This is a genomic window from Planococcus plakortidis (assembly GCF_001687605.2).
GTDB lineage: Bacteria > Bacillota > Bacilli > Bacillales_A > Planococcaceae > Planococcus > Planococcus plakortidis.
Map to the genome: position 1 here is coordinate 1114198 of NZ_CP016539.2, position 25268 is coordinate 1139465.

At 52.4% G+C, this 25268-nt stretch carries 24 protein-coding genes; 21 read left to right on the plus strand and 3 right to left on the minus strand.

The window, feature by feature from the left end; all coding sequences use genetic code 11:
- Positions 1 to 20 precede the first annotated feature (20 nt).
- Together BBI15_RS05660 and BBI15_RS05665 are read left to right on the plus strand one after the other, a co-directional pair.
- The gene (locus tag BBI15_RS05660) at positions 21 to 1574 is read left to right on the plus strand and encodes a fatty acid--CoA ligase family protein (RefSeq protein ID WP_068868691.1); all 1554 of its coding nucleotides are present in this window, start codon (positions 21 to 23) and stop codon (positions 1572 to 1574) included.
- Between the two features lie 164 nt (positions 1575 to 1738).
- Positions 1739 to 3718: a S9 family peptidase gene (locus BBI15_RS05665; RefSeq protein ID WP_068868692.1), complete on the plus strand. Its 1980-nt coding sequence runs from the start codon at positions 1739 to 1741 to the stop codon at positions 3716 to 3718.
- Between the two features lie 50 nt (positions 3719 to 3768).
- Here BBI15_RS05665 and BBI15_RS05670 read toward each other — a convergent pair whose 3' ends face one another.
- On the minus strand, positions 3769 to 4545 hold the full coding sequence (locus BBI15_RS05670; protein ID WP_068868693.1) for an enoyl-CoA hydratase-related protein: 777 nt from the start codon (positions 4543 to 4545) through the stop codon (positions 3769 to 3771).
- Between the two features lie 100 nt (positions 4546 to 4645).
- On the opposite strand from BBI15_RS05670, the gene BBI15_RS05675 reads away from it, so the two are divergent.
- Both BBI15_RS05675 and BBI15_RS05680 read left to right on the plus strand, forming a co-directional pair.
- The gene (locus BBI15_RS05675) at positions 4646 to 6262 is read left to right on the plus strand and encodes an ABC1 kinase family protein (RefSeq protein WP_068868694.1); all 1617 of its coding nucleotides are present in this window, start codon (positions 4646 to 4648) and stop codon (positions 6260 to 6262) included.
- A gap of 189 nt (positions 6263 to 6451) precedes the next feature.
- Entirely contained in the window at positions 6452 to 6817 is a 366-nt protein-coding gene (locus BBI15_RS05680) for a YhjD family protein (RefSeq protein WP_068868695.1), read from the plus strand.
- On the opposite strand, the gene BBI15_RS05685 is transcribed toward BBI15_RS05680, so the two are convergent.
- The gene (locus BBI15_RS05685) at positions 6814 to 7368 is read right to left on the minus strand and encodes a competence protein ComK (protein ID WP_068868696.1); all 555 of its coding nucleotides are present in this window, start codon (positions 7366 to 7368) and stop codon (positions 6814 to 6816) included. The two genes, BBI15_RS05680 and BBI15_RS05685, sit on opposite strands and share 4 nt — an antisense overlap.
- Positions 7369 to 7544: 176 nt before the next feature.
- Here BBI15_RS05685 and BBI15_RS05690 point away from each other — a divergent pair, with 176 nt between their 5' ends.
- The 4 genes from BBI15_RS05690 (at position 7545) to BBI15_RS05705 (ending at position 14100) form a co-directional block, all read left to right on the plus strand.
- Entirely contained in the window at positions 7545 to 7784 is a 240-nt protein-coding gene (locus BBI15_RS05690) for an IDEAL domain-containing protein (RefSeq protein ID WP_068868697.1), read from the plus strand.
- A gap of 198 nt (positions 7785 to 7982) precedes the next feature.
- A complete protein-coding gene (gene uvrB, locus BBI15_RS05695) occupies positions 7983 to 9965 on the plus strand; it encodes an excinuclease ABC subunit UvrB (RefSeq protein ID WP_068868698.1) in 1983 nt (660 codons plus the stop codon).
- A 6-nt stretch (positions 9966 to 9971) separates the two neighbouring features.
- The gene (uvrA, locus tag BBI15_RS05700) at positions 9972 to 12854 is read left to right on the plus strand and encodes an excinuclease ABC subunit UvrA (RefSeq protein WP_068868699.1); all 2883 of its coding nucleotides are present in this window, start codon (positions 9972 to 9974) and stop codon (positions 12852 to 12854) included.
- An 82-nt stretch (positions 12855 to 12936) separates the two neighbouring features.
- A complete protein-coding gene (locus tag BBI15_RS05705; RefSeq protein WP_068868700.1) occupies positions 12937 to 14100 on the plus strand; it encodes a DUF4097 family beta strand repeat-containing protein in 1164 nt (387 codons plus the stop codon).
- 50 nt (positions 14101 to 14150) lie between these two features.
- Here the strand turns inward: BBI15_RS05705 and BBI15_RS05710 are convergent, their stop codons facing one another.
- Positions 14151 to 14693 carry an N-acetylmuramoyl-L-alanine amidase family protein gene (locus BBI15_RS05710; RefSeq protein ID WP_068868701.1) on the minus strand — a complete coding sequence of 181 codons (543 nt, stop codon included), beginning with the start codon at positions 14691 to 14693 and terminating at the stop codon, positions 14151 to 14153.
- A gap of 162 nt (positions 14694 to 14855) precedes the next feature.
- On the opposite strand from BBI15_RS05710, the gene hprK reads away from it, so the two are divergent.
- From hprK to hisIE, 13 genes are all read left to right on the plus strand, one after another.
- Entirely contained in the window at positions 14856 to 15782 is a 927-nt protein-coding gene (gene hprK / locus BBI15_RS05715) for an HPr(Ser) kinase/phosphatase (protein WP_068868702.1), read from the plus strand.
- A gap of 21 nt (positions 15783 to 15803) precedes the next feature.
- Positions 15804 to 16616: a prolipoprotein diacylglyceryl transferase gene (gene lgt, locus BBI15_RS05720; protein ID WP_068868703.1), complete on the plus strand. Its 813-nt coding sequence runs from the start codon at positions 15804 to 15806 to the stop codon at positions 16614 to 16616.
- Positions 16617 to 16635: 19 nt separating this feature from the next.
- On the plus strand, positions 16636 to 17571 hold the full coding sequence (locus tag BBI15_RS05725; protein WP_068868704.1) for a nucleoside recognition domain-containing protein: 936 nt from the start codon (positions 16636 to 16638) through the stop codon (positions 17569 to 17571).
- Positions 17568 to 18221: a pyrophosphatase PpaX gene (gene ppaX, locus BBI15_RS05730; protein ID WP_068868705.1), complete on the plus strand. Its 654-nt coding sequence runs from the start codon at positions 17568 to 17570 to the stop codon at positions 18219 to 18221. Before BBI15_RS05725 ends, ppaX begins: the two co-directional genes overlap by 4 nt.
- Positions 18218 to 18730 (plus strand): acyltransferase, encoded by a 513-nt coding sequence (locus BBI15_RS05735; RefSeq protein WP_068868706.1) that lies wholly within the window; start codon positions 18218 to 18220, stop codon positions 18728 to 18730. Before ppaX ends, BBI15_RS05735 begins: the two co-directional genes overlap by 4 nt.
- Positions 18731 to 18869: 139 nt before the next feature.
- The gene (gene hisZ / locus BBI15_RS05740) at positions 18870 to 20033 is read left to right on the plus strand and encodes an ATP phosphoribosyltransferase regulatory subunit (RefSeq protein ID WP_068868707.1); all 1164 of its coding nucleotides are present in this window, start codon (positions 18870 to 18872) and stop codon (positions 20031 to 20033) included.
- Positions 20026 to 20652: an ATP phosphoribosyltransferase gene (gene hisG / locus BBI15_RS05745; protein WP_068868708.1), complete on the plus strand. Its 627-nt coding sequence runs from the start codon at positions 20026 to 20028 to the stop codon at positions 20650 to 20652. The genes hisZ and hisG overlap by 8 nt, the downstream gene beginning before the upstream one ends.
- On the plus strand, positions 20649 to 21932 hold the full coding sequence (gene hisD, locus BBI15_RS05750) for a histidinol dehydrogenase (RefSeq protein WP_068868709.1): 1284 nt from the start codon (positions 20649 to 20651) through the stop codon (positions 21930 to 21932). The genes hisG and hisD overlap by 4 nt, the downstream gene beginning before the upstream one ends.
- Positions 21929 to 22516, plus strand: a complete 588-nt coding sequence (hisB, locus tag BBI15_RS05755; protein ID WP_411362416.1) for an imidazoleglycerol-phosphate dehydratase HisB — start codon at positions 21929 to 21931, stop codon at positions 22514 to 22516. The genes hisD and hisB overlap by 4 nt, the downstream gene beginning before the upstream one ends.
- Positions 22513 to 23142: an imidazole glycerol phosphate synthase subunit HisH gene (gene hisH / locus BBI15_RS05760; RefSeq protein WP_068868710.1), complete on the plus strand. Its 630-nt coding sequence runs from the start codon at positions 22513 to 22515 to the stop codon at positions 23140 to 23142. The genes hisB and hisH overlap by 4 nt, the downstream gene beginning before the upstream one ends.
- Complete coding sequence (gene hisA / locus BBI15_RS05765) at positions 23135 to 23863, plus strand: 1-(5-phosphoribosyl)-5-[(5-phosphoribosylamino)methylideneamino]imidazole-4-carboxamide isomerase (protein WP_068868711.1); 729 nt, start codon at positions 23135 to 23137, stop codon at positions 23861 to 23863. The genes hisH and hisA overlap by 8 nt, the downstream gene beginning before the upstream one ends.
- Positions 23857 to 24609, plus strand: coding sequence for an imidazole glycerol phosphate synthase subunit HisF (gene hisF / locus BBI15_RS05770; RefSeq protein WP_068868712.1), 753 nt, complete (start codon positions 23857 to 23859; stop codon positions 24607 to 24609). The genes hisA and hisF overlap by 7 nt, the downstream gene beginning before the upstream one ends.
- Positions 24606 to 25229 (plus strand): bifunctional phosphoribosyl-AMP cyclohydrolase/phosphoribosyl-ATP diphosphatase HisIE, encoded by a 624-nt coding sequence (hisIE, locus tag BBI15_RS05775; protein ID WP_068868713.1) that lies wholly within the window; start codon positions 24606 to 24608, stop codon positions 25227 to 25229. The genes hisF and hisIE overlap by 4 nt, the downstream gene beginning before the upstream one ends.
- The last annotated feature ends 39 nt before the right edge of the window (positions 25230 to 25268 follow it).

Below are 25268 nucleotides of genomic sequence, written 5' to 3' on the forward strand. Positions count from 1 at the left end.
AACAGAAAGAGGGATAATCAATGAATTTGGCAGAACGTGTTCACGAAATTGCACAACAGGAAGCTGGCAGAATTGCCTATACGTTCATGGGCAAAGATACGAGTTATGGGGAATTCGATCAATCGGTATCGAAATTCGCTGGGGCATTGCGGGAACTCGGCGTGGAAAAAGGGGACCACGTCGCATTTCTTTTGAGCAATACGCCGCATTTCCTTATTTCTCTCTACGCCACGTTGCGCCTGGGCGCGACGGCTGTGCCTGTCAACCCGATCTACAGCCCGGATGAAATCGCTTACATTGTCAATAACAGCGATGCAAAAGTGGTCATAGCACTTGACGCTTTGCTGCCGCTTGTGGAAAAAGCGCATCAGGCGTTGCCGGCGGTGGAAACGTACGTCATTTGCGAGACCGACCCATCGACTCCTGAAAAGATGGCGCAGCTGCCAGAAGCCGTCAAAGGGAAAGTCCGTTCATTCACACAGCTTCTGTCAACTGCCGATGCTTTTGCTGGAACTGCTGATATTGCAAAAGATGACAATGCTGTCATTCTTTATACGTCTGGGACGACGGGCAAGCCAAAAGGCGCGATGCTGACGCATGGCAATCTCTACTCCAACGCACGGGATGTCGCGGAGTATCTTCAAATCACGCCGGATGACCGAGTAGTGGCAACGCTGCCTGTATTCCACGTATTCGCGCTTACAGTCGTCGTCAATGCTCCGCTTATGCAAGGCGCAACCATCGTTCTTGTGCCGCGCTTTACGCCGCAGGACGTTTTCGCAGCGACAAAGGCAACACAAGCGACCGTCTTTGCGGGCGTCCCGACAATGTTCAATTTCATGTACCAGCTGCCAGAAGTGGACCCGGCCGATTTCGCTTCTGTGCGCTTAGCGATTTCCGGCGGGTCGGCCATGCCTGTCGCGTTGCTGCATAATTTCGAAGACAAGTTCAATGTGCGGATCTCTGAAGGCTACGGCTTATCGGAAGCTTCACCAGTTACCTGCTTCAACCCAATCGACCGCGAAAGAAAAGCCGGATCCATCGGCACCTCGATCATTAATGTCGAGAACAAAGTGGTCAATGAACTCGGCGATGAAGTGCCGGTCGGCGAAGTGGGCGAATTGATCGTCCGCGGACCGAACGTCATGAAAGGTTATTACAAAATGCCGGAAGAAACGCAAGCCACGATCAAAGACGGCTGGCTTTACACAGGAGATCTCGCGAAGGTCGATGAGGAAGGCTATTTCTACATCGTTGACCGCAAAAAAGACATGATCATCGTCGGCGGCTATAACGTCTATCCGCGAGAAGTGGAAGAAGTGCTATTTGCCCATCCTTCGATTGTTGAAGCGGCAGTGGTCGGATTGCCGGACGCTGACTTCGGAGAATCGGTCAATGCCTATGTGGTGTTGAAAGACGATTCTGTTTCCATCGAAGAGCTTCAGGCGTATTGCGCGGAGCATTTAGCAAAATATAAAGTGCCGCGCCATTTAGAGGTCCTGGATGAACTGCCGAAAAACACGACCGGCAAGATCCTGCGCCGTTCGTTGAAAGACCAAGCCGTAAAAAAATGATGATGCACCGCTTTCCGCATTCAGTGGAAAGCGGTTTTATTTGATTAGGGAGGTGCGGCAGAAACGGTTTCCGGACAACTGCAATTGAAAAGACAGATAATTATCTATATAGTGAAAGGGCAACTGTTACGAAAAACGAAATAATTATCCAGGAGGCTGAGCGTGTGTCGAAAAAAGCTGTTGAAATAGAAGATTTACTCAAATTAGTATCCGTGACCGACCCGAAGATTTCACCCGACGGGAAACGGGCGGTTTTCGTCCAAACAAAGATGGACGAAGAAGAAAATACATATCATTCACATCTATACCATGTTTCCCTGGAAACTGGTGATGCCACTCCATGGACCTATGGCAAAAGCCGCAACAGCCAACCGGCATGGTCAGCGGATGGGCGCCACGTCGCGTTTCTCTCCGACCGCAATGACAAGAATCAATTGTATATCCTTCCGGCAGACGGCGGGGAAGCCCGCGCTGTCACCGATTTCGAAAAAGGCGTGAGCAGTTTCCGCTGGTCGCCCTGCAATAAGAAAGTCTGGGTCAATGCGCTGGCGCAAGACGGCAAGACCATCACTGATAAAGAAGCAGAAGAAGAGGATGGCAAGAAAAAGCCTGAACCGTATCGCGCAACGGCCATGAAATACAAAATGGATGGCAATGGGCTGATCGAGCAGGACTGCCACCGCCAAATCGGGTCTGTGGACCTGGAAACAGGGGCAGTGGAGCAGTTGACGGAAGGTCCATATCATTTCAGCTTGGAAGCCATTTCCCACGACGGCAAAAGAGTGGTATATGGCTCGGCCAAAGAAGAAAACCAGGATTTCATTTTCCGCCAGTCGCTCTATATGCGCGACCTGGATACTGGGGAAGAAACCGCCATCATCGAACAAGATGGCTATTACGGAGATGCCGCATTTTCCTTCGACGATGCACGCTTGGCGTTTGTCGGCCACTCACGCACTTACGAAAATGCCACGCAAGCCGAACTCTATGTATACGATACGGCAAATCAAACGACGCAATGCCTGACAGAAGGCATCGATGCCCCGATCGGTGATTATGTGGTGGCGGACCATCAACAAGGCGCGCAGGCGCCCGGCGTCGTCTGGACGAAAGATGACCATTTATATTTCCAGGTGTCGACGGAAGGCGATGTGCGCCTGTATTTCGCCTCGCTTGATGGCGCGGTATATCCGGCTTCTCCTGAAGATGAGCATGTCTATGGCTATGATATCGCTAGAGACGGCAGTTTCGCGCTGGCCGCGATCAGTGACCCGGTGTCTCCTGGAGAACTTTACAAACTCGCCATCTCGACTGGAGAGCGCGAAGCACTGACTGCCTGCAATGCAAATTATCTCGAGCAAACGGAAATGATTGCACCGTCTTCCGTCTCGCATACAACGGAAGACGGCTTTAGTGTACATGGCTGGCTCATGAAGCCACGCGGATTCGAAGCAGGTAAAAAATATCCGCTCGTGGTCAATATCCACGGCGGGCCGCACGCGATGTATGCCAATACGTTCGTCCATGAAATGCAGCTGCTTGCTGCAAGCGGCTATGGTGTCCTGTATGTCAATCCGCGCGGCAGCCACGGCTATGGCCAAAGCTTTGTCGACGCGGTACGCGGCGATTACGGCGGTGGGGATTACCGCGATATCATGGGGGCGCTCGACGGTGTGCTCGGCGAAAACGAATGGGTGGATACGGAGCGGCTCGGTGTGACCGGCGGCAGCTACGGCGGATTCATGACCAACTGGATTGTCGCGCATACGGATCGCTTCAAAGCGGCGGTGACCCAGCGTTCGATCTGCAATTGGATTTCCTTTTTCGGGGTTTCGGACATCGGCTATTATTTCAGCGACTGGCAGCACGGGGCATCCATGGATGACGTCGATAAGCTGTGGGAGCATTCCCCGCTGAAATACGCGAAAGATATCCAAACGCCACTGCTTATTTTGCATTCGGAAAACGACCACCGCTGCCCGATCGAGCAAGCGGAGCAATTGTTCATCACCTTGAAGAGCATGCATAAGGAAACCGAATTCGTCCGTTTCCCGGAAGCCGACCATAATCTGTCGCGCACCGGCAAACCGAATTTGCGTTTTGCACGCTTGCAGGAAATTACCGGCTGGATGGAGCGGCTCTAATTATAGAAGAAAAGCCAGGCAGAGAGTTTTCTCCGCCTGGCCTTTTTGGGTTAGCGCCCCTTGAATTCCGGTTTGCGTTTCTCGCCGAATGCGAGTAACGCCTCGACACGGTCTTCTGTCGGGATCGTGATTTCGTATGCTTTGCGTTCGATTTGAAGCCCTGTCTGCATATCGGCATTCATGCCGTTTTTGATGGCAAATTTGGCCTGTTGCAATGCAATCGGCCCGTTGGCAAGGATCGAATCCGCAAATTCACCCGTCACTTGCGCCAAGTCCTCGCTCGGAGCAATACGGGTGACGAGCCCGTAATCAAGTGCCTCCGAAGATTTCAAGCGGCGCGCAGTCAAGATCAATTCCATTGCTTTCGCTTCACCGATCAACCTCGGCAAACGCTGCGTGCCGCCCGCGCCCGGGATGATCGCGAGGCTTGTTTCGGTCAACCCGAGCAGTGTATGATCCACTGCGATGCGGAAGTCGCACGCCAAGGCGAGCTCCATGCCGCCGCCGAACGCGTAGCCATTGATCATGGCAATGGTCGGCTGCGGCAAGTTTTCGATGGTCGTGAACACTTCGCCGATTTTGTAGATATTGCGCTTGACCTGGTCTTGCGTCAAGGTTTTCCGTTCCTTCAAATCGGCACCGACGCTGAACGCCTTGTCACCAGCGCCCGTGAAGACGACGGCCCGGATGTCCGGATTGATGCGGACCGCTTCAGCCACTTGGCCAAGTTCTGCGAGCATATCATAATTGAATGCATTCATTGCATCCGGCCGGTTCAATGTGACGAATGCCAAATGTCCTTTTTGTTCATAATGAATCGTTTCCATTTCCATCCCCCTTTGAGAATCCATCCATTTAAAACATACCACTTTTTGGACTAATCTGTCATCAAACTCTATAATGGGAACAATAGGGGGGAGCTCATTCATGAACCAGGTTACATATCTCCGTATATACCGCATCGTTTCCATGGCGATCCGCTTTTATGTGCAAGTGGCGCTTTTCCAAAGGCGCAATAGGGGCAAGTGGACTCCAGTCGTTGAACAGCGCTGGAATGAGCTCGTGACCCGGCAGGCAAAAGAATACAAAGAATTGGCGCTAAAGCTGGGCGGCTTGATGATCAAATTGGGCCAATTCCTGTCGACCCGTGCGGACATCATGCCGCCGAGCTTTTTGGCTGAACTCGAGGGATTGACGGACCGTGTGCCGTCCGTGCCGCGAAAAGACATCATCGAAGTGCTCGAGCAGGAATGGAATGTCGGGCACGGCAATTACCTGGATGAATTATCGGATCAAGCGATCGCTTCTGCCTCGATCGGCGAAGTATTCAGAGGCCGCTTGAAAAACGGCACCGAAGTCGCTGTCAAAGTCCAGCGCCCGGGAACGGACCGCATCATCCGCGCCGATTTCCAGGCGATGCGCATCGTTATCTGGCTCGCCAAGAAATTCACCCCGTTCACGAAGCAAGTCGACTTCGACCAATTATATGTCGAGATGACCGAGACGATCGGCGCTGAACTGAACTTCGTCCGTGAACTTCAGAACGGCCGCGCTTTTGCGGACCGATTCGCGGAAATGAACGGCGTCCATATCCCGGTCTATTATGATGAATACACGACACGCCGCGTATTGGTCATGGAATGGATTGAAGGTGCTAGGATCACCGATATCAGCTTTATCGAAGAACACGGGCTCGACCGCCATGAAATTTCCGAACGGCTGTTCATCCTGTTCTTGGAACAAGTGCTCTATGGCGGCCAGTTCCACGCCGACCCACACGGCGGCAATATCCTGTTGAAGCCTGACGGCACCATCGTGCTGATCGATTTCGGCATGATAGGCACCATCTCTGAGCGCGATTCCCAAGCGATCCTATTGATTGCGGAAGGCATCCTGTTCAAAAACTACGGGCAGGTGCTCGACGGCTTGGAGGATTTGCGATTCCTCTTGCCGAATGCAGACCGCGATTTACTGGCGGATGCCGTCGAGCGGCTCGTCGCCGCTTACGAATCGAATGAATTGATGCAGATGGACAGCTTCGTCGTCGAACGCTTATTGAAAGACATGCAGGACATTGTCCGTACGCAGCCTGTGCAGCTGCCGGCGGAATTCGCCTTTTTCGGGCGGGCCACATCGATTTTCGTCGGCGTCTTGCACGTATTGGACCCGAATGTCGATCTCTTCGCCCTTGCGCGTCCGCGCGTCTTGGAATGGGCTTCGACCAAGCGGGAAGGGAAGGGGATTTTCGGGAAGGAAGACGTCTTCCGCTGGATCCTCAATTCGACAGGGCCGGCGCGGGCATTTCCGAAAAAGTTCATCAACTTCCTCGATGAACCGGAGCGCATCCGCCATTACTTGGAGAACAGGGAAGGCCGGGAACGCGAGCATCAGCGTAACCTGCAGAGCCGGATGTTCGCCGGTATTTTCTCGTTATTGTCGTTTTCGGGAATCTCATTATCCGTCTGGTTTTGGCATGAACCGTTCCTATGGGTTTCTTCGGTATTTTTCGTCGGCTCCCTTTGGGCATTCCTGGCCATCAGGTAACAAAAAATCGCCTATCGCATTGCAGCTCAATCCCTGCAATGCGATAAGGCGATCTTTTTAGTGACGGCGCTTTGGCGATTTTTTCAGTATGGGAAAAACCATTAAAACCCGCCCCCCCTTGCAATTTCCCCATTCCCGGTTAAAATGAATATAAGAACGCTTGTTCCTATCAATTAGGGGGGTGAGGAAATGCCCCTGATTTCCAGGGCGGAAATGGCTGTGTTTGAGAAGCGGGTGCAATTGCCGATGGTACTCCTCATCTTGGAGCGGGATCGCGAGTGGATCAGGAAAAGCCCTTTCAAACTGAAAGCCCCTTATATAGAACTGCTGGACCGGGCAATCGGGAGGGCGAGGGCCGATCTGGCCGAAACCATTGAATGGATGAGGGCGAATGGCATGAAGGTGAGGCGGGGAAAGAAAGACGACAATTTCTCGGAATATGTATTTTGTCATGGCGGCTATGAAGACCACCGCCGCTATTTGAATATCCGTCTGAAAAATGCCGTTGAAGAATTATTGAGGCTTTATCTGGTTGCAGCCGCTAAAACGCTTTAATCGAGCGGCTGTTGGCTGCGCGGCGGGAACGCCCGTTTCGTCACGTAGTTCATCCGGTGGTTGTGGACGCGCTGGGCTTTCTTGAAATAGCGGCGCAAAGACCCGGTGAATGAGTGTTGGTTCCGAAGCGCAATGGGCGAGATGTCCACAGGAACCGAAACACCATTGCTGAGCGATACCAGGCTGCCCCGCCCGCTGTCATCCGCTGCGATCAAGTCGATGGCATCGAAATTGAACCAGATGGAGTCCTTGTTTTTCGGAGAGTGTGTAGGAAAGAAAATCAATGGATTGCCGTAATACTCACCGACAATGATTGGCGGCTTATGCTTAACGCCGATCGCTTTTTGTGCGTAGAGTGTGGCGCTGGCCAGGGAGCCGCGATAGAAAGAGCACGATTTCGCCACGATTTTATAGACCGATTCCTCCACCAGGAATTCGCTGCGGTCTTCGATGACCCTTGTCAAGAGCCGGTGGCCGTCCATATACGGAAGCAACGCATATGTATTGCTGCAGATCGTATAAGATACGGGATATTGATTCTTCTTACCCATGAACATTTACCCCCTAAATTTACTTTACATATCTCATTATAATAAAAAATGGAAAATACACAATAATTATTTTTCGAAAAAATTATTTTTTCGATCTCGTTGTAATTTTCAAAAAACTCTTGCTTCTTTCTTGCGCTTTCGTGTATACTAATGAAAAGCATTCGGGGTGAAGAAGAATGGAAAACTATTATTCTTATGCTGACTTCATGAAAGCGATGGCTCAAACGAAAAAGATCACGGAAGCGGAAAAGCTGCTGAATGAGATCTACCTGGATCTGTTCTTGAAGCATGTTCACCGCGAACAGCAGGAAGCACAATTGCTGGCACTTATCGACGAAGCCCTGGATCATAACGACCGTAAATCTTTCGACACATATACTGCACAGCTGCAAGAGCTGAAGCGGGAAGAAGAATAACAGGACCGCCCGGGAAACCCCGGGCGGTTTTTCTGTGCCTGAAATTAACGAAGTTAGCTTACCGGAGTGCAAAATCCACCTTCCCAACAGGCGATTAATTGGATGCCTCCCCGAAAAAAACATACGTTCGCTTTTTGTTAGGGGAATTTTAGGGCATATGTTAAAGTAGAAGTAGTGAAAACACGGGAGGACATGTCCATGAAAAAGGAATTCAATTTGCAAGCTCCTTATGAACCGGCGGGCGACCAACCGGAAGCCATCGCCCAATTGACCCAAGGCATCATTGACGGCAAGCGGTTCCAGACCTTGCTCGGTGCGACCGGTACGGGGAAAACCTATACGATGTCAAACGTCATCCAACAAGTGAAAAAGCCGACATTGGTCATGGCGCACAATAAGACATTGGCTGGGCAGCTCTATAGCGAATTCAAAGAGTTTTTTCCGGATAACGCTGTAGAGTATTTCGTCAGTTATTACGATTATTATCAACCTGAGGCCTATGTGCCCCAATCAGATACCTTCATAGAAAAAGATGCAAGCATCAATGACGAGATCGATAAGCTGCGCCACTCAGCGACCAGCTCATTGTTCGAGCGCGATGACGTCATCGTCATCGCATCCGTTTCCTGCATCTATGGCCTCGGTTCCCCGAAGGAATACCGGGAACTCGTCGTCTCATTGCGCAAGGGGATGGAGATCGAACGCAACCAGCTGCTGCGAAAATTGGTCGACGTGCAATATGAGCGCAACGACATCAATTTCATCCGCGGGACATTCCGCGTACGCGGTGACGTGGTCGAAATCTTCCCGGCTTCGCGCGATGAACGATGCTTGCGTGTGGAGTTTTTTGGCGATGAAATCGACCGCATCCGGGAAGTCGATGCCTTGACAGGGGAAATCATCGGCGATCGTGAACACGTCGCTATTTTCCCGGCGTCCCACTTTGTTACGCGTGAGGACAAGATGGTCAGAGCCATCGAAAATATCGAAGCGGAACTGGAAGAACGCCTGAAGGAAATGCGGGCGGAAGATAAATTGCTCGAAGCGCAGCGGCTCGAGCAGCGTACGCGCTACGATTTGGAAATGATGCGCGAGATGGGCTTCTGCTCAGGCATCGAAAACTATTCGCGCCATTTGACGCTGCGTCCGGCAGGCGCGCAACCTTATACATTGATCGATTATTTCCCGGACGATTTCCTGCTGGTCGTCGACGAGAGCCACGTCACCTTGCCGCAAGTCCGCGGCATGTTCAATGGTGACCAGGCACGCAAAAAAGTGCTCGTCGACCACGGCTTCCGTTTGCCGTCTGCAATGGATAACCGCCCGTTGACATTCGATGAGTTCGAAGAGCATATCCACCAGGCGGTATTCGTCTCGGCGACACCGGGCCCTTATGAACTCGAACACACGCCGGAAATGGTGGAGCAGATCATCCGTCCGACGGGCTTGCTTGACCCCGAGATCGAAGTGCGCCCGATCGAAGGGCAAATCGATGACTTGATGGATGAAATCCAACAGCGCAAAGAGCGCGGGGAACGTGTATTGGTCACGACCTTGACGAAGAAGATGGCGGAGGATTTGACGAATTACCTGAAAGAAGCAGGGATCAAAGTCAATTACCTGCATTCCGAAATCAAGACGCTCGAGCGCATCGAGATCATCCGCGAATTGCGGATGGGCGTCTACGATGTGCTGGTCGGCATCAACTTGCTGCGTGAAGGGCTCGATATCCCTGAAGTATCATTGGTGACGATTCTTGATGCCGATAAGGAAGGGTTCCTCCGTTCTGAACGCTCCTTGATCCAGACGATGGGGCGTGCTGCACGTAACGAAAACGGAAGGGTCATCATGTATGCGGACCGGATAACCGATTCGATGCAGAAAGCGATGGATGAAACGACCCGCCGCCGCACGATCCAGGCGGCTTATAATGAAGAGCACGGCATCACGCCGGTAACCGTAAAGAAACAAATCCGCGACGTCATCCGCGCGACAGAAGCGGCGGAAGAAGCGGAAGAGTATGTCAGCAAGGCGGTCGAAGGCAAGAAACTCAAAAAAGAGGACCGCATGAAGCTCATTACTTTGCTCGAGAAAGAAATGAAAGAAGCGGCGAAAGCGCTCGATTTCGAACGCGCGGCAGAGCTGCGTGATACGGTATTGGAATTGAAAGCGGAAGGATGATAGCACTTGAAAAACCAAGAGATACGCATACAAGGCGCACGTGCGCATAATTTAAAGAATATCGATGTCAAGATCCCGCGCGATAAATTGGTCGTCATGACCGGTTTATCAGGATCCGGGAAATCTTCATTGGCATTCGATACGATCTATGCGGAGGGCCAACGCCGCTACGTCGAATCCCTGTCGTCTTATGCACGGCAATTTCTTGGCCAGATGGACAAGCCGGATGTCGATTTGATCGAAGGCTTGTCCCCAGCGATTTCGATCGACCAGAAGACGACAAGCAAAAACCCGAGATCGACCGTAGCGACTGTTACGGAAATCTACGATTATATACGGCTCATGTATGCCCGCATCGGCAAGCCGATCTGCCCGAACCATGGCATCGAGATTTCATCGCAAACTATCGAACAGATGGTCGACCGCCTATTGGAGTATCCGGAACGGACGCGCATGCAAGTACTGGCGCCGGTGGTTTCGGGCCGCAAAGGCACGCATGTGAAACTGCTGGAGGATATTAAGAAGCAGGGCTATGTGAGGGTCCGCGTCGATGGCGAACTGATCGATTTGGATGACGACATTTCGCTCGATAAAAATAAAAAACATTCCATTGAAGTGGTCATTGACCGTGTCATCATGAAGGAAGGGATCGCCCCGCGCCTGAGCGACTCGCTGGAGTCGGCTTTGCGCCTCGGTGAAGGGCGCGTGCTTGTGGATGTCATGGACGAGGAAGAATTGCTGTTCAGCGAACATCACGCCTGCCCGATCTGCGGATTCTCGATCGGTGAATTGGAGCCGCGCATGTTTTCATTCAACTCGCCTTTCGGGGCATGCCCTGAATGCGACGGGCTTGGCATGAAATTGGAAGTCGACCCTGACCTGGTCATTCCGGACTGGGACGCCACCCTCGCAGATCATGCCATCGCCCCTTGGCGCCCGACAAGTTCCCAATACTACCCGCAATTGCTGCAGGCGGTATGCCGCCATTTCGGCATCGATATGGACGTGCCGATGAAAGAACTGCCTGAAGACCAGGTGAACATCATCTTGCACGGTTCCGATAATGAGAAAATCCGTTTCCGTTACGAAAATGATTACGGGAAAATCCGGGATAGCCATATCTTTTTCGAAGGCGTGTTGGCGAACGTCGACCGCCGCTACCGGGAGACGAGCTCCGATTATATACGGGACATGATGGAAAAATTCATGGGTGAGCAAGCTTGCCCTACATGCCATGGCTATCGATTGAAGCCGGAATCATTGGCAGTCAAAGTCAATGACCTCCATATCGGGCAAGTGGTTGAATTTTCGATTACGGAAGCGCAAGCGTTTTTCGACAGTTTGACGCTATCGGAGAAAGACCGCCAGATTGCGAATATGATCCTCCGCGAAATCCAGGAGCGCGTCGGCTTCCTGATCAACGTCGGCCTGGATTACCTGACCCTGAACCGCGCATCGGGTACCTTGTCAGGCGGCGAAGCGCAGCGCATCCGCCTGGCGACGCAGATCGGCTCGCGGCTGACGGGTGTTTTATACATCCTTGATGAACCGTCGATCGGTTTGCATCAGCGCGACAATGACCGCCTCATCAGCACATTGAAAAATATGCGCGATATCGGCAATACGCTCATCGTGGTCGAACACGACGAAGACACGATGATGGCAGCCGATTACCTGATCGACGTCGGTCCAGGAGCCGGCGTTCACGGCGGGGAAATCATCGCGGCCGGGACGCCTGAAAAAGTCATGAAAAACAAAAAATCGCTGACTGGACAATATTTGAGCGGTAAGAAATTCATTCCACTCCCCGGCGAACGCAGAAAACCGGACGGCCGGAAAATTTCCATCCGCGGGGCGGCGGAAAACAATTTGAAAAATGTCGACGTCGACATCCCGATTGGCGTCTTCACCGCCGTGACAGGGGTGTCGGGCTCGGGGAAAAGTACATTGGTCAACGAAATCCTCTATAAATCATTGGCACATAAGCTCAACCGCGCGCGCATCAAGCCGGGACAGCACCAATCCATAGAAGGAATCGAAGAACTGGAAAAAGTCATCGATATCGACCAGTCGCCGATCGGGCGCACGCCACGCTCCAACCCGGCGACCTATACAGGCGTGTTCGATGACATCCGGGATGTCTATGCCACGACCAATGAAGCGAAAGTGCGCGGCTATAAAAAGGGTCGCTTCAGCTTTAACGTCAAAGGCGGCCGCTGCGAAGCCTGCCGCGGAGACGGCATCATCAAAATCGAAATGCATTTCCTGCCGGATGTCTATGTCCCTTGTGAAGTCTGTCATGGCAAACGCTATAACCGTGAAACACTGGAAGTGAAATACAAGGATAAAAACATTGCCGACGTATTGGAAATGACAGCGGAAGATGCGTATTCATTCTTTGAAAATATCCCGAAAATCAACCGGAAGCTGAAGACCATCGTCGATGTCGGGTTGGGGTACGTCACACTCGGCCAGCCGGCGACGACCTTGTCAGGAGGGGAAGCGCAGCGCGTCAAACTCGCTTCCGAATTGCATAAGCGCTCGAACGGCAAATCGTTCTATATATTGGACGAGCCGACAACGGGCCTTCATGCCGATGATATTTTCCGCTTATTGAAAGTGCTGCAACGGCTTGTCGAGAATGGGGATACGGTCCTGACGATCGAACACAACCTCGACGTCATCAAAACGGCTGATTACCTGATCGATCTAGGGCCAGAAGGCGGAGACAAGGGCGGAACCATCGTGGCGACGGGAACGCCGGAAGATATCGCCGACACCAGCGGCTCTTACACCGGCCGGTACCTGAAGCCGATCCTCGAACGGGACCGTGCGCGCATGAAAGAGCTTGTCGGCAAGGCAAGCGCCAAGAAAACAAAAGCGAAGTGAAACTTTCCGTCCGTCTAAACGTACATTAAAGTAGAATAGGAATTTCTGCGAAGGCGGAAATCCGAAGAGGAGGCCAAACGATATGCAAAGTGAAAAAGAACGCATTTTGGACATGGTTGAAAATGGCACGATCTCGGCACGTGAAGCGGTTGAGCTGTTGAAAGCGATCGACAGTGGGGAGACGGGCAATGCATCGAAGGATTATGGCCGTGAAACCTACCGCAGCCCGCGCGGAAAGCGTGGCTTCTTCCGGCCTGAAGACATGTTCAAGAAGTTTACGAAAGACTTTTCGAAGGATTTTTCCAAGAATATGTCCAAGGATTTCAATGAACTTGGCGACCGGATGATGCATTTCATGCAGACGTCCGCCGATAAGTTGAAGACGATGGAATTCGACTCGCCATTCGGGGAAGCCGCACGGTTTGAACACACTTTCACGGAAGAAAGTGCGGAACTCCATACGGTCATTGCCGACATCGCCAACGGGCAATTGGAAGTGTTCCCATCCCAGGACGGTTCGATTCGTGCAGAATGCAGCGTCAAGGCATTCCGTGCAGAGTCCCCGGAACAAGCGAAGCAGGATTTTCTCGAGAAATTCGTATTCATTGCGGATGACCGCAAATTGCGCATCATCAGCGACATGAAAACGACTCAAGTGAATGTCGTCCTGTATGTTCCGGCTGCGGCATTTGAACAAATTGTCGTCCGTCTTTTCAATGGCGGATTCACGATGAAGCGCCTCGACTCCGCCTTGATCAAAGTCAAGACCGCAAACGGCAAGATCGATTTGAAGACGATCCAATTCGAGGAAGCCGAGCTTGAGACGGCAAACGGTCCGATCCAGATGATGGAAGTAAAAGGCCGTGAAGTCGAAGCGGAAACCTTGAATGGGCGCATTTATATCGATGGGGATATCGAAGACATCGATGCGAAGTCGTTGAACGGCAATGTCGTCGCGACAACGCGCAGCAAGGAAGCGAAAAAGCTTGAAGCGAAAACCTTGGCAGGCAATGTAGAGATTTACATTCCCCAGCATTTGGCGCTGAGAGGAGAAGTTTCTTCAAACTTGGGCCGTATGGATGTCATGCTGCCGGACATCAACAGCAGCCATGAACAAGGCCAATTCATGCAGAAGAAAATGCATTTCACGAAAAGCGGGGATGTCGAGTCTGCTGCAGGGCCGTTGCTCGTCTACGGAGAAACCAAAACCGGTTCGATCCTCGTCCGTTATTTGACAATCGACTGAACAAAGCAAAAAAAGCCCAGCGGAGAATTTTCTCCACTGGGCTTTTTGCGTTAAATTTCCATGCACGTAATGGCGAAGCTAATGGCGCGGGCACAACGCATGCGATATTCATCGGATTGCAGCAAAGCCGATTCGTGCTTATGGGTCATAAACCCACATTCGACAAGCACGGCAGGCATGCTGGTATCCCTCAGCATGGCGAAATCCGCCGTTTTCAATCCGCGGTCTTTCCGGCCGGTCGATAGGATCAGTGAATTCTGTAGCAGCTGGCCGAATTTTCGCGTGCGTGCAGGCGCTGCCGGATAAATGAAGCTCTCGATTCCCTGTGCGGGGCCGAAGTTGTGTCCTGCTGCGTTGGCATGGATCGATACCAAAAGCTTGGCACCGGAGCGATTGGCAAAACCGGCCCTTTCCTTCAAAGGCACATCGCGGTCTTGCTGATGGCTGAACAATACCGTATACCCATCTGCCGACAAGCGCTTTTTCACTTCTTCAGCGACTGCATTGTTGAAATGGAATTCGCGCATCCTGCCGTCGGGTGTCCGTTTTCCGATCGTCCCTGGTCCGTGTCCCGCATCAATGATAATTTTCATTTGGCATTCCCCCTTCACTCCTTATATAGAAGGAAAGGGGGGGAAAGGGGACGAAATTCTTCAATTTCTTTTTTTCCATGTTAAAATAAATACAAACCGAATGCAGAATGAAGGAATTATTTAGGGAATTCATTTGCACTGCCGGGGGAATGAGGGAAAACTATGGGACAAGTAACAGTAAAACAAGTGATGGAAATGTTCGGCTTGAAACTGATCAGCGGCCAGGAAGGTATCGGGCGGCATATCGCGATCAGTGATATTTCAAGGCCGGGCTTGGAAATGGCGGGATATTTCACCCATTATCCAGCGAATCGCATGCAATTGCTCGGAAAAACGGAATTGTCGTTTTTCGCCATGTTGAAACCGGAGGAACGGCTCGACCGGATGATGAAGTTGTGTACGGATGATACGCCCGCAATCATCGTTTCCCATGGTGTCGAAGTGCCGGAGGAATTGGTCCGCGCCTCTTCGGAAAAACATGTGCCAGTGCTGGGGACGAATATGACGACCACCCGGTTCTCGAGTTTGCTGACAAACTTCCTGGAAAGCCGCCTGGCCCCGACGACAGCTGTACACGGGGTGTTGGTCGATATTTACGGAATCGGTGTGCTCATTACAGGGAAAAGCGGTGTCGGTAAAAGTGAAACCGCATTGGAACTTGTCAAGAAAGGCCATCGACTCGTGGCAGACGATTGCGTGGAGATCCGGCAAGAAGGCGAAAGCACGCTTGTCGGCCATCCGCCGAAGCTGATCGAATACTTGCTTGAGATCCGTGGTGTCGGCATCATCGACATTATGACCTTATTCGGGGCAAGCGCCGTTCGCAATTTCAAGCGTATTTCCTTGGTCATTGATCTTGAGTTATGGGACCCGGATAAAACATATGACCGTCTCGGCCTAGAGGAAGAAACGATGAAAATCATCGATACGGAATTGACGAAGCTGACGATTCCTGTTCGGCCAGGGCGCAACCTTTCCGTCATTATCGAAGTAGCCGCGATGAACTACCGCCTGAAACGGATGGGGGTCAACGCTGCCGAGGAATTTTCCAAGCGGCTTGATGATGTCATCGCGCAAGATACAAATTAAGGGAATGGGAAGGTGCACAATATGTATTCAGTTTTAGCCGCGATCGACCCGGTGGCGTTTTCGCTCGGGCCGATCGATGTCCGGTGGTATGGCGTCATCATCGCAACGGGGATCGTCATCGCATTTTTAGTAGGGCAAAAGGAAATGGTGAAGCGAGGGCTTCACCCCGATTATTTGACCGACCTCTTGATCTGGGCCGTGCCGCTCGCCATCGTCGGCGCTCGCATTTATTATGTAGTGTTCGAATGGGAGAATTATAAAGACCAGCCGGGCCAGATCATTGCGATTTGGAACGGGGGGATTGCAATCCACGGGGCGTTGATCGCGTCCGTCATCGTCGCGTATGTATTCACGAAACGCCGCAATACGCCGTTTTTGAAAGTGGCGGATATCTTGGCGCCAAGCATTTTGATCGGCCAGGCCATCGGGCGCTGGGGCAATTTCATCAACCAGGAAGCACATGGCGGGGAAGTATCGCGCCAGTTTCTGGAGAATCTGTTCATCCCCGACTGGATCATCAACCATATGTACATAGATGGTGCCTATTACCATCCGACTTTCCTCTATGAATCGATGTGGAGCTTGGTTGGGATCATCATTTTGCTCTTATTGCGCAAAGTCAATTTAGTGCGCGGGGAAATGTTCTTTTTCTATATGATCTGGTATTCAGTCGGCCGTTTCTTCATTGAAGGAATGCGCACCGACAGCCTGTACGTTATCGGCGAATTGCGTGCCGCACAGCTTGTATCGGTCATTGCAATCATCATCGGCCTTGCTTTCATCATTTACCGGCGGGTAGCTCTCAAAAACCCGCCGCGCTATTTGGATAAATAACTAGGAAAGAAGAGATTGAATGTCGACAGTGAAAAATGGCTTGAAAGCCGGATTAAAGACTACATGGTCACTCGGGAAAATCATTTTCCCGATCACCTTGCTCGTCACGATGCTGCAATTCACGCCGGTGCTGCCATTTATCATCGATTTGGTGGCGCCGGTCATGGGGATTTTCGGCCTCAGCGGCGAAGCGGCCGTGCCGCTCGTCCTTGGGAATGCGCTCAATCTATACGCCGGGATCGCGGGGATCCTCTCGCTCGAACTGACCGTGAAAGAAGTGTTCATCCTGGCGGTCATGTTATCGTTCTCGCATAACATCTTCATCGAAACCGGCGTCGCCTTGAAAGTGGGCGTCCGCTTATGGGTCGTCTTGGTGGTGCGTTTCGGGCTTGCGGCTTTATCGGGCATCCTGATCAATTTGTTCTGGTCAGGCGGTGGGGAAATTGCGCAATACGGCTTTGTGCCAGAAGCTGCCGCGGCGCCGGAAACATGGCTCGGCATTTTCTTATTGGGCTTGGAGAAAGCGAGTTTCGGCGTGCTTCAGCTGGCGATGATTGTCATTCCGCTCATGTTGATGATCCAACTATTGAAAGACCGCCAGTATCTGCAAAAAATCTCGAATATGATGGGGCCGCTCACACGGCTGATCGGCGTCGAAAAAAATACGTCGTTGACGCTCGCCTCCGGATTGATTTTCGGTTTGGCAATGGGCGCCGGGGTGATGATCCAGGCGGTCCAGGAAGATGGTGTCAGCCGCAAGGACGCAACGCTCGCCTTTATCTTCCTGGTGGCATGCCACGCAATCGTCGAGGATACATTGATTTTCATCCCGCTCGGCATCCCGATCTGGCCCTTGTTGTTGATTCGGGTCATCACTGCGCTCGCTTTAACGATCTTCATATCTTATCTATGGCGGCGGGCTGAAGACAATCGGAAGGAAGTGGTCACTCCATGAACAAAGATATAACGGCTTTATTGTTTGATTTTGACGGAACCTTGCTCGATACGAATGAATTGATCATCCAGACCTTCCTGTCGGTGCTCGGCGAACATTTCCCGGGTGAATATGGCCGGGAAGATGTCTTGCATTTTATCGGCCCTTCACTGGAACAGACCTTTACGGAAATCGCGCCGGGGAGAGTCAATGAACTAAGCGATCAATATCGCCGCTTGAACCGGACGCTCCATGATGAATTGGTCTCTGAATATGACGGGGTGGCGGAAACTTTGCGTACCTTGAAGTCCAGGGGCCTGAAGATGGCGATCGTCTCCACTAAACGCGAAGAAACGATCTTGCACGGCCTGAAGCTGATGGGCGTGCACGACGTGTTCGATGTCCTGGTCGCATTGGATCATGTGCAGAACCCGAAGCCGCACCCGGAACCGCTTGAATTGGCATTGCGCTTGTTGGAAGCGGATCAGCAAGAGGCCTTGATGATCGGCGATAATTCACATGATATCGAAGGCGGGAAAAATGCGGGGGTCCGGACGGCAGGTGTCGCGTGGACCGCTAAAGGAGAAGAATTTTTGGCCAGTTTCGAGCCGGATTTCATGCTGCAGCACATTTCCGATTTGCTTGAATTGACGAAAGTGGGCATTAAATGAGGCGCACGGAAAAGTATCCTGTAGAAGGGGCGAATTCGCTTTGGCATATCTACAAAACCGTCCCGTTCTGGAAAGTCGCGAAAAATTTCCTGGTCATCCAGACGGCGCGTTACACACCGTTTCTGCCGGTGAAAAACTGGCTGTATCGCCAGTTTCTCGGTATGAAAGTCGGCAAGGAAACTTCGTTTGCGCTGATGGTCATGCCAGACCTCATGTTCCCGGAACGCATACAAGTCGGGGCAAATACCGTCATCGGCTATAATACGACCATTCTTGCGCATGAATACTTGATTGAAGAGTACCGGCTCGGCGACGTCTTAATCGGCGACCGGGTCATGATCGGAGCAAACAGTACGATTTTGCCCGGCATCAAGATTGGGGACGGTGCCATCGTCTCCGCTGCCACGCTCGTCCATAGAGATGTACCGGCTGGAGCTTTTGTCGGCGGCAATCCGATGAAAATCATCTACACAGCCGAGGAAATGGCCGATCGACAAGCAAAATCCTGAAAGCTCAGCGCTTTCAGGATTTTTTATATCCTCCTTGCTTGACGGGCCGAAGTGGCTTGCGCTAAAATAAGAATCACTTTAACGATTCATCACTCTAGCGAACTAAAGTGAAATAACCGATAATAGGAAGTGTTCAACGATGACCATCGAAATGTTTGAAAAACCATTAGGCATGCGTGACGATTTTCCTTTAATTGCAAAGCAGAAAGCGAAATTGAGAAAACAAGGGACAGAATTAATCGAACGTGTAGGTTACGAACTGCTGCAGACGCCGACTTTGGAATATTACGAAACGATCGGAAAGGTTTCCGCCATTTCAGATGATGCCTTATTCAAGCTTCTCGACAGCCAAGGGAAGACGCTCGTCTTGCGGCCGGACATGACCTCCCCGATTGCACGGGTTGCGGCATCGAAATTATTGCGCGAGAAAATGCCCATCCGGCTCGGCTATTACTCCAATGTCTTCCGTGCGCAAAAGCGTGAAGGCGGCCGCCCAGCGGAATTTGAGCAGATGGGCGTCGAGTTGATCGGCGACGATTCGCTGTACGCGGATGCGGAAGTCATCAGCCTGGCTTGGGATATCCTGAAAGAAGTGGGTGTCGGTTCAGCCCGCATCGTCATCGGCCACACGCGGCTGCTTGAGCTGATCTTGGCGGATTTCGGGCTGGACGCGGAACAAAGCGGCAAAGTGCGCGAACTGTTTGTGGCGAAGAACGGCGTGGGAGTCGAACAATTGGCGCAAGAACTGCCGGTCCCTGAAGCCAAGCTGGCATCGTTTTTGAAATTGATGCAGGCGACTACTGTGGCAGATTGGAAGTTATGGATCAACGAAGAAAATGAAGAACAATGCGAGCTCTACCGCGACATGGAGCGCCTTGAACAGTTGCTCGGGCGCAATGGTCTTGGGGATGCAATCACGTTTGATATCTCCTTCAGCAGCCACATGACTTATTACACCGGATTGGTGTTCGAATTCTACGGGGCTGGCAGCGGATTTCCGCTCGGCAGCGGCGGGCGCTATGACGGCTTGATGGAGCAGTTCGGCTTGCAGGTCGGGGCAACCGGATTCGGTTTGCGGGTCGACCGTTTGCTGGAATCGGTAACGGCTGAAAAAACAGAGCAACCGCACACATTGATCTTATTCGATGAACAAAACGAGCAACACGCATTTGATAAAGCGCAACAAATAAGAAATGCGGGAAAGCGGGTGACCTTGCAGTATGCGCCGGCCGTCAAAGCGCTGGAATCGTTTACTGCCTTGTTCACCGAAGTCATCAGAGGGGAGGAGCTGCGAAATGGATGAATTGACGATTGCCATGCCGAAGGGCAGGATCTTTGAAGAAGCATACGAACTATTGGTCGGGGCGGGTTATGACCTGCCGAAAGAGCTTGACGACTCGCGCAAGCTGATCGTCGAAGCGCCGAATGAAAAATTCCGCTTCATCCTCGCGAAGCCGATGGATGTGCCGACCTATGTCGAGCACGGTGTAGCGGATATCGGCATTGCCGGAAAAGACGTCTTGCTTGAGCACGACCGGGACGTACACGAATTATTGGATCTCGGCATCAGCGCATGCTATATCGCGACCGCGGGATTGCCGAACACGGAAATGGATGAAGTGACGCCGCGCATCGCGACGAAATATCCAGCGGTGGCTTCGCATTATTACCGCAGCAAAGGCGAGCAAGTCGAGATCATCGAATTGAACGGTTCGATCGAATTGGCGCCGCTCATCGGCTTGTCCGACCGGATTGTGGATATCGTGTCGACGGGGCGTACCTTGAAGGATAACGGGCTGGTTGAATATGAAAAAATTGCCGACATCACATCGCGCCTCATCGCGAATCCGGTCAGCTACCGCTTGAAGCAACAACGCATTACGGAAATGGTCGATAAACTGCGGGAGCAGGTGGGACGATGAACATCCAACGCCTGACAGACGGGGTGTCGATCCGGCGCCAATTAGCCGACGGCACGGAACAGCAATTGCAAGCGGTGAAAGAAATCATTGAAGCGGTGCGGACCGATGGGGATGCGGCGTTGTTGCGCTTTGCGAAAAAATGGGACAAAGCGGAGTTGTCTGCATTAAAGGTGACGCCGGAAGAAATCCGGCAGGCAGTGGAGCGTTTCGACCCGCAGCTGCTCGCCGATCTGAAAGAAGCTGCGGACAATATCCGCAACTATCATGAAGGGCAACAGCAGCAAGGCTACCACCAAGACCGTGCGGACGGCTCGTATGTCGCGCAGCGCGTCACAGCGATCGAATCGGCGGGATTATATGTTCCGGGCGGCACGGCGGCTTATCCATCCTCCGTCTTGATGAACGTCATTCCGGCACAAGTGGCCGGAGTCGGCCGGATCGTCGTCGTATCACCTCCCGATCATGAAGGGAAGTTGTCGGACGGCGTTCTGGTGGCGGCGCATATCCTTGGGATTGAGGAATTATATAAAACAGGCGGGGCACAAGCAATTGCGGCGCTCGCTTACGGTACGCAATCGATCCAGCCGGTCGATAAGATCACAGGCCCCGGCAATATCTTTGTGGCGCTCGCCAAACGTGAAGTGAACGGCGACGTCGCGATCGACATGATCGCAGGGCCGAGCGAAATCGCCATCATTGCCGACGACAGTGCGTATGCGGATGAAGTGGCGGCGGATTTATTGTCACAAGCAGAACACGATCCACTCGCAAGTGCTGTATTATTGACAGAGAGCCGTGCGCTTGCCGAGCAAGTTGCGGCACAAGTGAAAAGCCAATTGGCCACTTTGCCGCGCGAAGCGATCGCTGCAGCGTCCATCCGCGACCATGGCGCCATTTATTTGGCGGATAGCCGCGCTGAGTTGATTCGTGCTGCCAATCAATTGGCGCCGGAGCATTTGGAGATCATGACAGAAGATGCGGAAGCTTTGGCGGAAGAGATCGACCACGCGGGCGCGATCTTCATCGGCCGTTATTCATCGGAACCGATCGGGGATTATTTTGCCGGCACGAATCATGTGCTGCCGACCAATAGCACGGCGCGCTTTTCAAGTGCCTTGTCCGTCTATGACTTTGTCAAACGGACGAGCATCGTTCATTACAGCGAGCAGGCATGGCGCGACAACCAAGAGAAAATCGCAAGGCTCGCAAGGCTGGAAGGCCTCGAAGCACACGCACGTGCAGTCGAATCACGCGCTTGGAAAAAGGAGAGTCAATCATGAGGAAATCGGATATCACACGAAAAACCAATGAAACGGAAATTGCCGTCAGCTTCTCGCTCGATGGAAAGGGGCAGGCGGATATCAATACCGGGGTGCCATTCATGGACCATATGCTGGATCTTTTCATCAAGCATGGCCAGTTTGACGGGCGTATCCACGCAAACGGCGACACCCATATCGATGACCACCATACGACAGAAGACATCGGTATCGTCCTTGGCCAGGCAGTGCTCGAGGCGCTCGGCGATAAAAAAGGCTTGCGCCGATATGGCAATGCATTCGTGCCGATGGACGATGCGCTCGCGCAAGTGGTCATCGATTGTTCGAACCGCCCTCATCTGGAGTTCCGCGGAGATATCCCGAACGCCAAAGTCGGTGCATTCGATACGGAACTGGTCCATGAATTCCTGTGGAAGTTCGCCTTGGAATCGCGCATGAATGTCCATGTCATCATCCATTACGGACGCAATACGCACCACATCATCGAAGCGGTCTTCAAGGCGCTTGCCCGCGCGCTGGACGAGGCGACAATGATCGACCCGCGTGTCGAAGGCGTGCCGTCGACAAAGGGGCTCCTAACATGATCGTCGGCATCATCGATTACGGCATGGGCAATTTATTCAGCGTCGAACAGGCTTTGAAAAAACTCGATTGCACCGTCATCACGTCAGACGATGCGGAAGTATTGGCTGGAGCGGATGCGATCTTGCTGCCGGGCGTCGGCGCATTTCCGGATGCCATGAAGCGCTTGGATGAAAAAGGCCTGGCCGGATTCATCCGTTCGCTTCCGGAGCGGAAGATCCCGTTGCTTGGCATTTGCCTCGGCATGCAATTATTTTATGAAGACAGTGAAGAAGGCCGGCCGGTCAAGGGGCTTGGCCTACTGAAGGGCCATATCCGACGCTTCCCGAAAGGCACTTACCGCATTCCGCATATGGGGTGGAATCGATTAGACTTCACGCAACAGCCGTATTGGCTTGAAGGTTTATTGGAAGATACACATGTCTATTTTGTCCACTCGTTCTTGGCAACGGAAACAGACGACGCACAGGTCTTCGCGACAGCCGAATACGGCGGGCTTGAAGTGCCGGGTGTTGTCGGTGGCGGATTGATTACCGGAATGCAATTCCATCCGGAAAAATCCGGCGAGTTCGGGCATTATCTATTGGCGCAGTGGATTGCAAATGTCAGGGGGGATTTCCATGAGTGAATTTCAAATTTATCCGGCAATCGACTTAAGGGGCGGGAAATGCGTCCGCTTGTTCCAAGGAGATTACTGCCAAGAGACGGTCTATGCGGATTCGCCTGTTGAAATGGCGAAAAGTTTTGTGGAAGCCGGGGCCAAATGGATTCATATGGTCGATTTGGACGGTGCGAAAGATGGCAGCCGCATCAACGACCAAGTGGTCATCGAAGCGGCGAAACTCGATGCGAACATCCAAGTGGGCGGCGGCATCCGCAGCCGTGAAGACATCAACCATTATTTATCGAACGGCGTTGCCCGCGTCATTATCGGCAGTTTGGCTGTAAGGGAGCCGGAGCTGGTCGCATCGTTCATCGAAGAGTTCGGCGCAGAGCGGATCGTCATCGGCATCGATGCGAAAGATGGCATGGCGGCGACAGAAGGATGGATCGAAACATCCCATAAGCCGGCACCTGAAGTGGCCGCTTATTTTGCTTCAAAAGGGGCGAAGCACTTCATCTATACCGATATTTCGACAGATGGCACGCTTGCCGGGCCGAATATCGAGGCCAACCGGAAATTGGTTGCCGATGACCACTCGCAAGTCATCGTATCCGGCGGCATCGGAACGCTCGATGACGTGAAACGAGTGAAACAAGCGGCAGCCGACAGCCCAATTGCAGGGCTCATCATCGGCAAAGCCTTGTACGAAAACCGCTTCACGCTCAAGGAGGCGCTGACATGCTGACAAAACGCATCATCCCGTGCCTCGATGTCAAAGAAGGGCGCGTCGTCAAAGGCGTGAGCTTTGTGGAACTTCGGGATGCGGGAGATCCTGTGGAACTCGCCAAATTCTACGACGAACAAGGCGCGGATGAGTTGGTCTTTTTAGACATTTCCGCTTCCCACGAAGGCAAAGAAACGATGGTCGAAGTGGTGCGCATCGTAGCGACAGAACTGTCGATTCCCTTTACAGTAGGCGGGGGCATCCGGACGCTGGACGACATGAAACGCATGCTGCGCGCAGGCGCGGATAAAGTCTCACTGAATACGGCAGCGCTCGACCGGCCGGAACTGATCAAAGAAGGCGCGGATTTCTTCGGGTCGCAGTGCATCGTCGTCGCCATCGATGCGAAACGCAATGGCGATAGCTGGGACGTCTACACGCACGGCGGCCGCAACCGGACCGAATGGGACGCTATTGAGTGGGCGAAACGGGCGGTCGCTTTAGGTGCTGGGGAATTGCTGTTGACCAGCATGGACAGCGACGGGCAAAAAGACGGATTCGACATCGCGCTCACCAAAGCGGTACGTGACGCCGTGGAAGTGCCAGTCATCGCAAGCGGCGGCGCGGGGAACCGTGATCATTTCAAGGAAGTATTCGAACAAGCGGATGCGGATGCCGCGCTTGCGGCGTCGATTTTCCATTATAAAGAAACGAGCGTCAAAGAAGTGAAACAGTATCTGCAGGGAGAAGGAGTGAATGTCCGGTGACAAACTTGAAATACGATGAAAACGGCTTAGTGCCTGTCATATTGCAAGATGCATCTACAAAACAAGTGCTGACTTTGGCCTATGCCAACGAGGAAGCGGTCAAACGCACAATCGATACGAAAGAGACCTGGCTGTACTCAAGAAGCCGCCAAGAATTATGGAATAAAGGCGCGACGAGCGGCCATACGCAGCGCGTCCAATCCGTCCAGATCGATTGCGACGGCGATTCCCTGATCTACGAAGTGATCCCGAACGGGCCTGCCTGCCACACTGGCGAGACGAGCTGCTTCCATGAAACCTTGGCAGGGGAACGCGCTGCATCGGCACTGGACATGATCACGGAACTCGGTGCTTTAATTAAGCAGCGCGAAAGCGAGATGCCGGAAGGAGCGTATACGACCTATCTGTTTGAAGAGGGTGTCGATAAAATCTGCAAGAAAGTCGGGGAAGAAGCGGCGGAAGTCATCATCGCCGCCAAAAACCGAGACGCACGTGAGCTGGCGACGGAAAGTGCAGACCTGCTGTATCACCTGCTCGTCTTGCTACAGGAGCAGAAAGTCGATTTCAAAGACGTGACGGGTGTGCTCGAAGAACGCCACGCCGCGAAAAAGGACAAGTAAATAATAGGGAAATATGCTATAATAACAGCACATTTAGGG

Excerpts from the sequence above, each read along its gene's own strand:
- BBI15_RS05710 (WP_068868701.1), bottom strand. The coding sequence starts at position 14,693 with ATGAAAATTATCATTGATGCGGGACACGGACCAGGGACGATCGGAAAA.
- BBI15_RS05705 (WP_068868700.1), top strand. The coding sequence starts at position 12,937 with ATGCAAAGTGAAAAAGAACGCATTTTGGACATGGTTGAAAATGGCACG.
- ppaX (WP_068868705.1), top strand. The coding sequence starts at position 17,568 with ATGAACAAAGATATAACGGCTTTATTGTTTGATTTTGACGGAACCTTG.
- BBI15_RS05675 (WP_068868694.1), top strand. The coding sequence starts at position 4,646 with ATGAACCAGGTTACATATCTCCGTATATACCGCATCGTTTCCATGGCG.
- hprK (WP_068868702.1), top strand. The coding sequence starts at position 14,856 with ATGGGACAAGTAACAGTAAAACAAGTGATGGAAATGTTCGGCTTGAAA.
- BBI15_RS05660 (WP_068868691.1), top strand. The coding sequence starts at position 21 with ATGAATTTGGCAGAACGTGTTCACGAAATTGCACAACAGGAAGCTGGC.
- hisG (WP_068868708.1), top strand. The coding sequence starts at position 20,026 with ATGGATGAATTGACGATTGCCATGCCGAAGGGCAGGATCTTTGAAGAA.
- BBI15_RS05690 (WP_068868697.1), top strand. The coding sequence starts at position 7,545 with ATGGAAAACTATTATTCTTATGCTGACTTCATGAAAGCGATGGCTCAA.
- BBI15_RS05685 (WP_068868696.1), bottom strand. The coding sequence starts at position 7,368 with ATGGGTAAGAAGAATCAATATCCCGTATCTTATACGATCTGCAGCAAT.
- hisH (WP_068868710.1), top strand. The coding sequence starts at position 22,513 with ATGATCGTCGGCATCATCGATTACGGCATGGGCAATTTATTCAGCGTC.
- BBI15_RS05680 (WP_068868695.1), top strand. The coding sequence starts at position 6,452 with ATGCCCCTGATTTCCAGGGCGGAAATGGCTGTGTTTGAGAAGCGGGTG.
- lgt (WP_068868703.1), top strand. The coding sequence starts at position 15,804 with ATGTATTCAGTTTTAGCCGCGATCGACCCGGTGGCGTTTTCGCTCGGG.
- BBI15_RS05735 (WP_068868706.1), top strand. The coding sequence starts at position 18,218 with ATGAGGCGCACGGAAAAGTATCCTGTAGAAGGGGCGAATTCGCTTTGG.
- hisD (WP_068868709.1), top strand. The coding sequence starts at position 20,649 with ATGAACATCCAACGCCTGACAGACGGGGTGTCGATCCGGCGCCAATTA.
- BBI15_RS05725 (WP_068868704.1), top strand. The coding sequence starts at position 16,636 with ATGTCGACAGTGAAAAATGGCTTGAAAGCCGGATTAAAGACTACATGG.
- hisA (WP_068868711.1), top strand. The coding sequence starts at position 23,135 with ATGAGTGAATTTCAAATTTATCCGGCAATCGACTTAAGGGGCGGGAAA.
- hisF (WP_068868712.1), top strand. The coding sequence starts at position 23,857 with ATGCTGACAAAACGCATCATCCCGTGCCTCGATGTCAAAGAAGGGCGC.
- BBI15_RS05670 (WP_068868693.1), bottom strand. The coding sequence starts at position 4,545 with ATGGAAACGATTCATTATGAACAAAAAGGACATTTGGCATTCGTCACA.
- uvrB (WP_068868698.1), top strand. The coding sequence starts at position 7,983 with ATGAAAAAGGAATTCAATTTGCAAGCTCCTTATGAACCGGCGGGCGAC.
- hisB (WP_411362416.1), top strand. The coding sequence starts at position 21,929 with ATGAGGAAATCGGATATCACACGAAAAACCAATGAAACGGAAATTGCC.
- hisZ (WP_068868707.1), top strand. The coding sequence starts at position 18,870 with ATGACCATCGAAATGTTTGAAAAACCATTAGGCATGCGTGACGATTTT.